Origin of the sequence: Paenibacillus oleatilyticus (assembly GCF_018998565.1) — a bacterium.
Lineage (GTDB): Bacteria > Bacillota > Bacilli > Paenibacillales > NBRC-103111 > Paenibacillus_G > Paenibacillus_G oleatilyticus.
Window position 1 is genome coordinate 15304 of sequence record NZ_JAHNZO010000007.1, and the last position, 13310, is coordinate 28613.

Here is a 13310-nt window from a genome sequence, read left to right on the forward strand (position 1 = left end):
GAGGTGAGTCGGTGTGGAATATGATAATGCGGTTAAAAACCGGCTGAAGCGGATCGAAGGCCAAATCCGCGGAGTGCTCGGCATGCTGGAAGAAGGAAAAGATTGCAGAGACATCGTAACGCAGCTGTCTGCGATAAGGACGGCCGTGGACCGGACGATCGGCACGGTCATCGGGGCGAATCTGGAGCATTGTATCCGGGAGGAGCTGGAAAAAGGCAACTCGCCCGATCAAGTGATCCAAGAGGCCGTGCAGCTGCTGGTTAAGAGCCGATAGAGGGGGCCTGCGGCCTGCGCCGCACGGCACGATGGCGGGTGATCGGACGATTGGAACCATCATGTTAGGATAAGGAGGGAGAAGCCCAGGGAGGGAACCATCCCTCCGCTGCCTTATTTTCCCGAAGCGTGCTTATAGGTGCCCAGCAATTGCTCAATATGCTTCATCGCATAGCCGACATGCTTGTTGTCCCGGGTCAACCGGCTCGCCATAATGCCGCCTTCGATCGAGGAGAAGACGAAGGAAGCCACCGATTCGGTATCCAGATCGGCCCGGAATTCCCCGTCGGCAATACCCTGCTGTAAAATGCTTTGCAGAAACGACAGCATCCCGTTATAAGCCGCCAGCGCGTGCTCGCGCATGCTGGGGTACGAATGATCGCTTTCTATGGCGGTATTTAGAAAGGGACATCCGCCTTGGAGCGGAGGATGATGCACCGCGTCGCGGTATACGCCGCACATCGCCAATATTTTCTCCGTAGCGGTCTCGGAGCCTTGCATCGCCGCCGAGAAATGCTCCCACAGCACCTTCCCCGCATATTCGAACGCGGCAAAAGCAATTTCGTCTTTATTGGAGAAGTTGCGGTAAATCCCTCCTTTGGTCAAACCGGTCGCTTCCATAATATCTTGTATTGTTGATCCGGAGTATCCCTTTAGATTAAACAGCTCCGCGGATTTTTTAATGATATGGGCCTTCGTTTGTTCGCCTTTACGCATGGACAGATTCCTTTCTCGCCTTATCGTTGTGCGGATTTCAAGGGCTCGCTTGCTCGTACATATATTGTAACATTTTATGGGTGAGGTATAGTACTTGGTAATATATAATAAAAAAGAAACCGGACGGTCCGGTCTCTGAAATGGAAAGGGGATAGTTCGCATGAGAAGGCTGCAAAGCAGGAGCAAGTCGCTATATCTGCTGATGATCGTCGTTGCCGTCGTTTATATGCTTTACGTGACGTACGTTAATTTCATTCATGACCCGCAGGCAGCTGAATTTCTGAGTCATAAAACCGGCTTGAAACGTCCCGTCGTTGTCCCGGTCTGGTTAAATGTGATGTATGTTCATATTGTGTTCGCCTGCTTGGCCATGATCGCGGGGGCCATTAACTTTTCGACGAAAATATTAAGCAAGCACTGGAAGCTGCACCGGGTAAACGGCTACGTATACCTCCTGTCCGTTGCGGTTGTCGTTCTCACTTCCGGCTATATGGCCCCTTACTCGACGGGAGGAAAAATCAACAGCATCGCGTTTAATGTGATGAATCTTATTTTTATGGGATTGACCGTCGCGGCAATTGTGCAAATCAAGCGAAAACAGGTCGACGGCCATCGGAAATGGATGGTTCGCAGCTACGCTTTTTGCTTCACGAATCTATTCATCCATATGTTCACGTTTGTGTTTCATAACGGCTTCGGCATCGAATATGCGCTCGGCTATACGCTGGGAGTCTACGGCGCGTTGGTGCTGAACTTCGCACTGGCCGAATTCGTCATCCGCTTTATTTATACCAGACCTGCGGCCATCATGCCGACAGGAAATAAGAAAAATAAGGTCATTGCCTGACATTCGGCTATTTTGCCGGAAAAAAAGCACCATCCAACGGACGGTGCTTTTTTCGCTACTCGCTATTCAAGCCGGATGAATCCTGCCGGTCAAAAAGCCCCAGCTCCTGCGCCCGCAGCAGCGCTTGGGTGCGGGAGGAGACGCCCAGCTTGCCGTAGATGCGCGACAGGTATACCTTCACCGTGCCTTCGCTTAATGCATGCTCCAGGGCGATCTGCTTGTTTGTGGCGCCTTGCCGGATGCCGTTCAGCATTCTCCATTCGCTTGGCGTCAGCCCCTCCACGAGCCCGGCGGAAGAAGGGACGGCAGGCGGATCGTCCGGCTGCGGGAACCATCCGAGAAGCTTGCCCGCATAAGCGGTCAAGCGCGTTTCCGGCTCCAATGCGGCTCGCTGAGCGACGTATTGCTGAAGCAGCCGCGCCATCGCCGGGCCTTCGTCCACAAAGCTGCGGATGTACGTATAAGGCTCGGCGACGCTGAGCGCTTCGTGCAGAAAGTCGAGCGCTTGACCCGACTGTCCGCGCCGCTGCTCCATCAGCGCCTGCTGGATCGGAATCTCGATCATGCTGATCAAGCAGCCTTCCCTGCGGCCTTGCGGCTTTAGCTGCTCCAGCAGACGAAGGGCTTCGTCTTCCTTGCCCATGGCTCCCAGCAAGCGGGTAGCGCTCAGAACCTCCATTTCCCGATTATACGTCGGCTTTCGGTCTAGCGGCAGCTGCAGCAGGGCGATCTGCCCGGCGGCCTCATCGATCTGGTCCTGCAATAAATGAATTCGCGCCCGGAACGCTCGGAGCGGGCGAACCCAATAGTATTCGGCATGGCGGGACGCGAAGTCGATCGCTTCATCCATCGTTTCTCCGGCGAGCGAAAGACGGCCCTCGGCGATATCGATGCGGGCCTGCGTAATGCGGTTCGGCACGAACAAGCCAGGAATCCGTTTCGCCCGGGACACTTTCTCCACCTGCTCCGACAATTGACGGCTTTCCTCCAAGCAGTTCCACTCATACATGGACTCGGCCAACGTCTGCACGACATATTGATTGATCAGCGAATCTTTCCAGCCGCGGGCTTCGAGCATTTGCACGAACTGTCTGCCGATCTTCCCTGCTTCGTCGGACAGCACGCCCTTCAAACCGAAGGCGGTGCGGCGGACCAGAGGCTCCGATTCGTTGAAATTGAAATTGTAGAAGACCGGGTCTTCCGGCAGCAGTTCGTTCATCCGCTCGGCAAATGCATACCATTGCTCATACCGGCCGCTAGAAAACATCAGATTCGCTTTGACGAAAAACAATCCGCTGCGCACGCTGTCCCGGATTTCGGGAGCATATTCGCCGTTGGCGAGCCGAATCTCAACGGTTCGCATCTCGTCCTCGGCGCGTTCGAATTGTCCGGTCACGATCAGCAGAAAAGCATACAGCAAATGCAGCTGAGGCGGCCAAGCCGTACGGGCAGGGAAGCAGGCGAACCAGCTCAGCAGGGTGGCGAACTCTCCCCGCAGCAGCATCGTCAAGATGTGCTTGTCAAGGAGGCCCGAGGCGAGCGCATAATCTTCGGCGGCGATCGCATGGTCGATTGCGTCGTCGAACAGCCCCCGCTCGGCAAAGCCAAGGCTTGCCATCCGGTTTAACCGGGTCCATTGCTGCGGCTGCTCGTGCCTCAGACGAGTGCGCAGAAATTCCGAGAAGACATGGTGATACCGGAACCACGTATGATGGTCATCCAGCGCAACGATGAACAGATTGCGGCTGCGAAGCCGTTCCAGAAGAAGCCGGCTGTCGCCGCGAAGCATCACCGTGTCGCAGATCGAAGTGTCCATACGCTGCAGCACGGACGTTTGCAGCACGAACTCATACAGCTCAGCCGGCAACCGGGACAGCACCTCGTGAAACAAATAATCCGCGATGTTAAGATCGGTGCCGGAGAAATCTTGCACCAGCCGTTCGTAATCCGGGCGCTCTTGGAGCGAGAGGGACACGAGCTGCAAGCCGGCGGCCCAACCCTCCGTCACTCCAAGCACCTTGGCGATGTGATCGGAAGACAATGGAAGGTTCACGACTTCCCGGTAAAAAATTTCCGCCTCCTCGCTGGTAAACAGCATATGGGGCGCCGGAATATCCGTCCGTTCATCCCGCACCAGCCACTTGGCTGTCGAGAAGGGAAGCTCCGTCCGGCTCGCGATCAGCAAATGCATGTTGTCCGGCAAAATATCGATCATGTAGCTGACGCTTTCATGAATGCTTTTGTCGTACACGCAGTGGTAGTCGTCCAGAATCAAGGCCGCAGGACGGCCCAGCGAATGCAGCTCGTTTGCCATGACATCGATCATGGTATCGACGGAGCCCTGCGGAAGCGTGTGCAGCACAGGCGCCATCAATTCGGCGAATCCGGGGGCAACGGCGACGTCCACAGCGTGAACGACATAACGCCAGAAGCGGGCCAGATCGTTGTCCCTCTCGTCCAGCGATACCCAAGCGGCCGCTTGTTCGTTATGACGAACCCATTGGCAGAGAAGGGTCGTCTTGCCGAACCCCGGAGGGGCGCAGACGGTTGTGAGTCTTCCCTTCATGCCTTTGGAAATTTTGTGCAAAAGACGATCCCGCGCTACAAGCGTTTCGCGGGTAAGGGGCGGTGAAATTTTGCTTTTTAGCACGACGGGCTCTGAGTAGCGAATCATAATTCCTCCGCAGAACGGTTAAGTTGATCTCTTTTCCATTATACTTGATTCGCTATATTCAGTTCTATCCCCTGCCTCACGAAGTGCGCGCCACCGTCTGCGTTCTCCGGTACTCGCCGGGCGATAGGCCGGTACGGTTTTTGAACATCCGGTTAAACGAGGAAATATTGCGGTAGCCGACCTGCTCGGCGATTTCCTGAATGTTCGTGCCGGTTTCGAGCAGCAGCTCCTGCGCCTTCCGGACGCGGATGTCATGCAGATGGTCGGTAAAATTGACCCCGGTTTTCTCCTTAATATAAGTGGAGACGTAGGCCGGCGTCAGGTTCAGCGACCCCGCCAGCGCCTCCAGCGAGAGGTCCTCCGCATAATGCCCTTGTAGTACCCCGAGCACGTGCTCGACGATCGGATCGGAAGCTTCCTTTTTCTCCTTGATGAATACGGTGACGGCGTTCAGGAACGATTGCAGCGTGTTGCGGTATTCCTCCAGCGTGCAGCATTCCCCGAGCTGCTGGATCATCGGCTTCAGCCGCCAGGAGGTGCTTGCCTCCACCTTGTAATGCTCCACGATTTTTTGCGCCTGCGCCGAGACGGAGGAGGCGAACAGCCGGAACCGCCGGACGCTCGCTTCATCCCGGTCCAGCTCGTCCAGCCATTGCCCGACAAGGCGGACAGCTTCGGCTGCGTTGGCCGCCTGCAGCGCGGCGTTCAGCTCCTGCTCCTGCGTCAGCGTCAGCGCATAGACGGACGAATCGGTGCGGCACTCCAGCACGATCTGCATCTCCTCAAGCAGTCTCGCTTGCCGGGCCATCTCCTGCACCTGCTTGTAGGCGTGCCCGAGCTGGGCGGAATGCCCGAACCACGAGCTGACGGCCGCCGTGACAAGACAATGGCGCCGGTCGCGGTCGAGCATCGGCTTCAGCTCCTCCAGCATCGCCACCAAGCGGTCCCGTTCGTTGCCCGGCACGACGGACAGGAATTGATGCGCCTCCATCCGGAACGTATAGGAGCCGCGGAAACGCTCGTCCGTCACCAGCTTGAGGTGTTCGCCGATCGATTGGGTCGCGAGCTCCCGGTTGACCGGCATATCGACAAAAGCGGCGGAGCGGAAGCGAAGCTCGTAGAGCACGATGGTGAACGTCTCCGCATCATGCGGAATGCTGTGCCAGTCGCTCAGCTCGTGATTGATATTTTTCAATTTGGCGATATAGTCGTAGCCGTTCAACACGGATTGCTGCTGCCGCAGCTCGCCGAGGATCTCGTCTTTCTCCTTGAGCAGCGTCTGGATTTTATGGCCGATCAGGTCGAATTCGTGGATCTGGCTGTCCAGCGCCGTCTCGCCGGGGTTCGAGATGGACGAGAGCAGCTCCCGGACCGGCTTATGGATTCGTTTGCTGAACAGGACCGACAGCACGAGACTGACGATGACCGCCGCCGCCATCACAAGCAGCATAAGCTTGTTCAGCCGGTTCGCCTCTTCCGCGAAGCTTAGGCCCGGAACGGTCAGGATATACTGCAAGCCGTCCGCATCTTGTTGGCTGAAGTAGTAGTTTCCGTCCAGCACCGTGTAATCCGGCCCGCCGCCGGCTGCCGGCAGCGCGGACAGCAGCCCGTCCGGCAACTCGGGTCCGCCGGTATCCGTCCGGTACAGGACGCGCCCGTCCGGCTCCAGAATGGTCAGGTTGTGAGGGGAGCGCTCCCCGGCAATCGCTTGTCGCAGCCGTTCGGCGTCGATCATCGCGACGACCAGGTAGCTTGCCGTCGGCGGCTTGATGGAATACGGAATGAGCGTTTTTTCCTCCGGATGCTCCGCCGGGTTAAAGAACGAAGCTGCCGGATGAATGACATAGTTCGGCTCACGTTCGAACTGCGCTTTCCAATACGAAAGAGAATATGTTTCGCTTGTGAAGATTTCGGAGAACAGCCGTTCCTCTTCGGTAGCGCCCTTCTTGTCCACCAGCAGCGGAACCGGCTTGAACAGCAGCATCATATTGTCCAAATACAGCTCCGGCTCCCGTACGATCACTTGAATGTCATCCACAATCGCGCCGGTTTTGAACGAATCCTTCTGCGTCATCGAGATGATGAGGCGGTTCAGCCGAGTCACATCCTTGTCCGTGTACTGCTTGTACAGGGCGTTCTTCACCCGCTCGAACTGGGAGTGGTACCGGTCCGCCGCATGGCGCAGCGTCAACCGGTTCTGCTCGATCCGTTCGCCGTGAAGGCGATTTTTGACGAGCGAGAAGATCGCGACATCGACCAATGCGAAGATGACGATCAGGATCATAAAGCTCGTTAATATTTTGCGGAATAAAGATTGGCGAACAAGCAAAGAAATCATGAAGGGGGGCTCCTTTATCGTCTGGATGCTTCCTTTATTGTAGCGCAATACCGGCTTCCAAAGGTATGGGCACTTTTTTGGATCCTGCGCTTTTTTTACGATTTGACGCTTCACAAAAGCTTAACGGGCGGAGGCCAAGCGGTGCAAAGGATCGAAGAAGATGTGTATAGGCAGCCGGGACGCTCCCGGGTATAGTTCGGTGTGGAAGATAGATCCACCTACAAGACCAGACGGGAGTGTGCAAAGCGTGTTTAACAGGAAGTGGAAATCATGGGTTTCGGCGCTGACGGTGGGCGGTCTGCTGCTTGGACTGCTGCCTCCGGGCGGATGGGGAACGCCGGCAGCGGAGGCGGCCGGTACGCCGGATTATGGCAAAGTGCCGAAGCTGCTTATTACGGAGCTTGTCCCCGACAGCTCGAATGTGGCGGGAAAAGCCGTCGATGCGTTCGAGTTCATCGAGGTATACAACAATTCGAAGCAGACGGTCAACTTCAAGGACTACACGCTGGCCTATCTGGCCGGATCGAACGAGACGGTGTGGTCGGCGGTCTATAATAACGATATGGCGATTGCGCCGCAGCAGACGATCGTGCTGTGGGTCATGAACGCCGACAATACGAATGAGCCGACGACGGCCTTCAATGCGAATTACGGCACGTCGCTGCAGGAAAACGTCAATCTGTTCCGCGTGAACGGCGGCGGAGGCATGTCGAACAGCGCGCCACGGAGCCTGCTGGTGAAGGATAAGAGCGGCAGCGTCATTTCTTCCGCATCTTATCAGAACGACGCCCAAACCGTTCAGGATATGGGCATTGTGTATCAGTATCCAACGGACGGCAGCGTCAACATGACGATGAGCAGCGCCGGAACGACGGCGGCGTCGCCGGGCCGGGTCGAGGCCTTTCAGGTACCGGCGCTGACGCCGGACGACGTGCCGTCGGGCCCTAACCTGCAAATCAGCCATACACCTCCTGCGGAAGCGTCGAATGCGGACGATTTGCCGATTTCGGCCGTGTTTACCGGGAATCAGCAGACGGTAACGGCAGCGGTCTATTACAAAACCGGGTCGCAGTCGGCGTTCTCGTCGCTGCCGATGGCTCCGGCTCCGGGCGGCGGCTATACGGCGAAAATTCCGCGGGAATCGCTGGCCGAATCCGTGCTGCAGTATTTCATTCAAGCGAAGGACGGGAGCCGGACGGTTACTTCGGAGACATATACGGTAACGGTGAAGCTGCCCGACTTCGATTATTCGAAGCTGCCGCCGATCCTCGTAACCGAATTGCTGCCGAACAGTACGAATGTCGGAGGAGCGGACGGCTACGAATTTATCGAGATTTACAACAATACGGACAAGCCGATTAACTTCAAGGACTACAAGCTGTTCTACCGGTATACCGATTCGGGGCCGGAGGACGACGTCATCTGGCCGACGGACCGGGAAGACTTGATTCTTCCGCCGAAAAAGCCGTTCGTATTCTGGATCATCAACAGCCAAAATACGGCCAAAACCGTAGCGGATTTTAACGCGGCCTACCAGACGAATCTGGTGGAAAATACGGACATCGTCAAAGTATACAGCGACGGGATGGCCAATGGCTCCAAGCGGGGCGTTTCCATCGGAACGAATACGCACGTCGACGTGTCCGTTGCGTATTATGACGGCTCACTGCCGAACGAAACGAAAGAAAATTACGGCATTGTCTACAAGTACCCGATGGACGGTACAGGCACGATGATCAAGGCGAGCGCCGGATTGAAGACGGCTAGTCCGGGAAGCCTGGAGCCGTGGCAAGTGCCTGCGCAATCGCTGATTGTTACCCCCGATACATCGGCTCCGACGGTAGCGAACCTGACCCAGACGTCGCAAGTGGAGCAGTGGAGCAACCTGGAGCTGGTCGCCGATGCCAAGGACGACCGTCAGGTGCTGACGACGGCGCTGTATTTCCGCTCCGACAACCAGGCGGAGTACACGAAACGGTACCTGTACCAGAACTACAACGATAAAAAGTATCATTATACGGTGTATTCGCCCGATCTGATCGGTAAAACGTATATCGAGTATTATTTCAAGGTATCCGACGGAACGAACGAGACGACGTCTCCCGTATACCGGTCGAACGTAACCGGGGGAATGAATAAAGACAGCCTTCGGCTGAACCTGAAGGACGGGGAGCTCGTATCCGGCCAGCGTATCGTCAAAGCGGCTGCAGGGCAGTCCGGCCCGGATGCGGTGAAGCTGGCCATCGACGGTCAGGACCTGTCTTCCCAGACGTATGCCGCCATGGAGAGCGATGCCTATTTTGCTTTCGAGGCGGCCTCGGTCGATTATTATTTCAAAAATGCCGTGACGATCGGCAAAGAAATTATCTATACGTTCCAAGACCCGATCCCGACGTACCAGACCCTTTCGGTGCCAATCGGTGCAGACCGACTGCGGGCAGGCAGCAACGTATTTTCGATCCGGGCGGGTTCGAAGTCTTCTCCGTTCGACGATCGTCCGGAGGAGAACAAGGACGATTTCAACGTGAAAAACGTGCGGCTGGTGCTCGCCGACGGAACGGCTCTGTATGACCCCAAGTATGCCAATAAGGAAAAAGAAATTAAGATGGGCGACAGCGACGGCCGTTTCGAGGCGCTCGATTTCCAATTCAATCTGGATGCCGGGCAATTGAGAGCCAAAGCGTACGCTTGGGATACGAAGCAGCTGAGTGACGGCGTCCACCAAGTGACGGCCGCCAGCGCGGTGTACGGTACGGTGACGGCCAACGTGACGGTTGACAACACCGCTCCGGTCATCGAGCCTTCGGTTGAAAGCGGCAAGGTGTACCGGGGAGCAATCACCCTCGATGCGAAGGTAACGGATGCGCTGACGGGCGTGAAAGCCGTGGAGGCGGCGTTGAACGGCAAGCCGGTGAAGCTGCCGTATGTTACAACCTCCTCGCAGCTTGGCAAGGGGACGTATACGCTCGTGATCCGGGCGGCGGACAATGTGGGCAACAAGGCAGAGAGCACGGTCAGCTTCGAGGTGCCGGAGGAAGATCCGCATAAGCCGACGGTTGTGGCGCCTGTCGACGGGCAGACCGGTGTCGATCCGAACGCTGTGCTGAAAGTACAGGTCGAGGACCCGAACAACGACGCGATGAACGTGGCGTTCTATCGCGGGTTCCATTATGGCGGTAGCCATCGGGGCGGTTTGACCGCCAAGCGGGGCGCGGCGGATATCGAGCCGCCGAAGCAGCTGGAGCTCGCCGGGGAGAAGGCGTTCACCGAGGAAGACTACCGGAAGATCGGCGCTGTGGACGGCGACTATCTGGTCGACGACTCGGTCGGTCAATTCCCGTACCACCGTTTCGAAGCGCAGCTGGACCCGTCCGTTCAAGCAACGGATCGCGTGAAGGTGGAATGGAAGGGCAAGTCGCTCGAAGGCCGCAAGGTCAGCCTGTACGGCTGGAGCCCGAAGGCGCAGCAGTGGACGATGCTCGACAGCAAGGTGGCAGGCGCGGAAGATTTTGCCTTGACCGCTACAGTGACCGCCGGAGAGTACAATACGAACGGCACGATCCAGTTGATCGTGCAGGACGAGCTCCCGGTATCGCAGCAGCCGTATGATTTTTCGTTCTTGTGGATGTCCGACACGCAGTATTACTCGGAAAGCTACCCGGAAATTTACCGGCGCAACGTGCAGTGGATTGCCGAGAATCAGGACGCGATGAAAATCAAATACGTCGTCCATACCGGCGATATTGTGGATGAAGCGGACAAAGAGTACCAGTGGATCGAAGCGGACCGGAATATGAAGGTGCTGGAGGATGCGAAAGTTCCTTACGGCGTGCTTGCGGGCAATCATGACGTGTCCCATCAGCTGTCGGACTATACGCAGTATTGGAAATATTTTGGCGAGGACCGATTCAAGAAGCAGCCGACCTTCGGCGGGTCCTATCAGAACAATCGCGGGCATTACGACCTGGTATCTGCGGGCGGCAACGATTTTATTTTCGTCTATATGGGTTGGAACATCGGCGATGCCGAAATTCAGTGGATGGACGAGGTGCTGAAGCAGTATCCGGACCGCAGAGCGATTTTGAACTTCCATGAATTTTTGCTCGTCTCCGGCAACCGGGCCCCGATTGCGGACAAAATTTACGAGAAGGTCGTCGTGCCGAACAAAAACGTTATTGCCGTCTTGAGCGGCCACTATCACGATGCGGAAACGAAGATCGATCCGATCGATGACGACGGCGACGGCAAGCCGGACCGCACCGTCTACCAGATGCTGGCGGATTATCAAGGAGCCGAAAAAGGCGGGCTCGGCTACATTCGCCTGCTGCAATTCGATGTAAACAAGAACAAAATTTACGTTAAAACGTATTCGCCGTATTTGGATGACTACAACTACTACGATCCGAAGGAGTATCCGGGCAAGGACGAGCTCGAGCTGGACGTGAACCTGACACCGATGCAGAAGCGCGTGGCGACGGACTACATGAGCATCAGCGTGTATACGGACCAAGCGATCGGTCAGGCGGCTCAGGTAGCCGGAGGCCAGGAGGCTTCCGTCGTTTGGAGCGGTCTGCAGCCGCAAAGCTACTACCAATGGTACGTGCGGGCGGCGGACAACAACAGCGGGCAAACGCTGTCGGACATCTGGGGCTTCACGACGGGCGATTTACCGCCGACGGACGGTACGGACAAAGCGGCTCCGGTATGGCCGGAGGGAAGCGCGCTGAAGGCGTCGGATGTGACGGATACGGCGGTTACTTTGAGCTGGAGCGCCGCGACGGACAATGTGGCGGTTACCGGCTACCGGATCAAGAGCGGGGACAAAGAGCTGGTCAAGCTGTCTGGCGATAAACTGTCGTACCGCGTGACGGGTCTGAGCAGCGACACCCGCTATACGTTCCAAGTCGAGGCGGTGGATGCCGCGGGGAATTGGACGGCTGGACCGAGCGTCACTGTGCGGACGGAAAGCTCGTCTTCGAGCAGCGAAGACAACAGCGGTAGCAGCAGCAACGGAAACGGCACCGGGGCCAATCCGGGAACTACGGCTAAACCGGAGCAGCCGAAGCCGGAGCAGCCGGCATCTCCGAAGCCGGGTAAGGAAACGCCAACGGCTCCGACGCCTGCACCGGCAGCAAATCCGTTCCGCGACGTGACGGAGAGCTACTCGTGGGCCAGCGAAGCGATCGCCGTGCTGGCTTCCAAAGGAATTATTCAAGGCACCTCCGACACGACGTTTGAGCCGGGCCAAAACATAACGAGAGCCGATTTTATCACCTTGCTGGTGCGCGCTCTTGGCTTGAAAGGCGATTTCGATTCCAATTTCAGCGATGTGAATCCTGGCGATTATTATTATCAGGGCATTGGCATTGCGAAGAAGCTGGGCATTACCGACGGGGTGGGAGACAATAAATTCAACCCGAAAGAAAAAATATCGAGACAAGATTTGATGGTGCTCACGGCAAGAGCGCTGGACGTATCCAAAAAGCTCGAAATCCGGGGAGCTGCGGCAGATCTGGCTTCCTATAGCGACCAAGCCGCCGTTGCTTCGTACGCAACGAACAGCGTGGCCGCTATGGTCAAAGCCGGAATCGTGGAAGGCAACGGCAGCGGGCTGAATCCGCAAGGACAGGCGACAAGAGCCGAGACGGCCGTTATTCTGTACCGGATCTTCAAGAAGCTGTAATTCATCCTGTTAAAAAACTATATTAAATAAGGGGTTTCGCATACTAGATATATCTAATATGTGAAACCCCTTATTGTTAAATTATCGTTCTCCGTTTATTTTCGTTGATCTTCAAACTTCTTTCTCTCCCACTACTCCTTAAGTTGCCGAATCCCTTGAATAATCTGCTCCTTGACGCTCTTCCGTATCGTGTAAACCACCGGTGCCGAAGGGATATCAAACTTCAAATGAGAGTGAGGAATATCTGTCAGTAAAGCTCCAATCGGTTGACCTTGCTTATTTCGGACAACGTTCCAGAATACACGCGATCTGTTGTCTTCCGGTCCCCATTTTTCAAGTGAGTTTCGAAAAATCAAGCTTTTGCCGATGACAAAATCGTCCTCTTCAAGGGTCTCCGATACTTCGAATCCAGCCTCTTCCAGCCTCTCAAATACAACGGGCATCAATTGATCCAAGAAAAGACCGTACGCTGCATCCTCGATTTCAAGAAAAGCATCGGTCAATTGGACATACATCGAATCGTACAAGGCCCTCCATTCAGATGCAATGTATCGGTTGCCTTCCGCACCGATTTCTTCGATCGTCATGTCACAATGGTAGGTTGGAAATGGTTTACTCATCATCATACACCTCTTTCTCAAATCTACTTTCATTCTATAACATACAAGCCAATTGAGAGGTTTACCGCAAAATGAGAAGGAAAATCAAATGTAATTCCAGAAAATCTTACAACTGACTTTAATCCTGATCTTTTTAGGGGAGAGATCGCGAGTTGACA

The 13310-nt window shown here is 55.8% G+C and carries 7 protein-coding genes; 3 read left to right on the forward strand and 4 right to left on the reverse strand.

Annotated elements, in window-relative coordinates; genetic code table 11:
• Positions 1–13: 13 nt before the first annotated feature.
• On the forward strand, positions 14–274 hold the full coding sequence (locus KQX66_RS11065) for a metal-sensitive transcriptional regulator (protein WP_010493553.1): 261 nt from the start codon (positions 14–16) through the stop codon (positions 272–274).
• A gap of 113 nt (positions 275–387) precedes the next feature.
• On the opposite strand, the gene KQX66_RS11070 is transcribed toward KQX66_RS11065, so the two are convergent.
• Complete coding sequence (locus KQX66_RS11070) at positions 388–990, reverse strand: TetR/AcrR family transcriptional regulator (RefSeq protein ID WP_216792525.1); 603 nt, start codon at positions 988–990, stop codon at positions 388–390.
• 160 nt (positions 991–1150) lie between these two features.
• Here KQX66_RS11070 and KQX66_RS11075 point away from each other — a divergent pair, with 160 nt between their 5' ends.
• Complete coding sequence (locus KQX66_RS11075) at positions 1151–1837, forward strand: DUF2306 domain-containing protein (RefSeq protein ID WP_216792526.1); 687 nt, start codon at positions 1151–1153, stop codon at positions 1835–1837.
• A 55-nt stretch (positions 1838–1892) separates the two neighbouring features.
• Here the strand turns inward: KQX66_RS11075 and KQX66_RS11080 are convergent, their stop codons facing one another.
• On the reverse strand, positions 1893–4511 hold the full coding sequence (locus tag KQX66_RS11080) for a winged helix-turn-helix domain-containing protein (protein ID WP_216792527.1): 2619 nt from the start codon (positions 4509–4511) through the stop codon (positions 1893–1895).
• Between the two features lie 76 nt (positions 4512–4587).
• The gene (locus tag KQX66_RS11085; protein ID WP_216792528.1) at positions 4588–6849 is read right to left on the reverse strand and encodes an AraC family transcriptional regulator; all 2262 of its coding nucleotides are present in this window, start codon (positions 6847–6849) and stop codon (positions 4588–4590) included.
• Positions 6850–7096: 247 nt separating this feature from the next.
• Between KQX66_RS11085 and KQX66_RS11090 the strand changes: the two genes are divergently transcribed.
• Positions 7097–12532 carry an S-layer homology domain-containing protein gene (locus KQX66_RS11090; RefSeq protein ID WP_216792529.1) on the forward strand — a complete coding sequence of 1812 codons (5436 nt, stop codon included), beginning with the start codon at positions 7097–7099 and terminating at the stop codon, positions 12530–12532.
• 131 nt (positions 12533–12663) lie between these two features.
• Here the strand turns inward: KQX66_RS11090 and KQX66_RS11095 are convergent, their stop codons facing one another.
• On the reverse strand, positions 12664–13152 hold the full coding sequence (locus tag KQX66_RS11095; protein ID WP_216792530.1) for a DUF6022 family protein: 489 nt from the start codon (positions 13150–13152) through the stop codon (positions 12664–12666).
• Between the last annotated feature and the right edge of the window lie 158 nt (positions 13153–13310).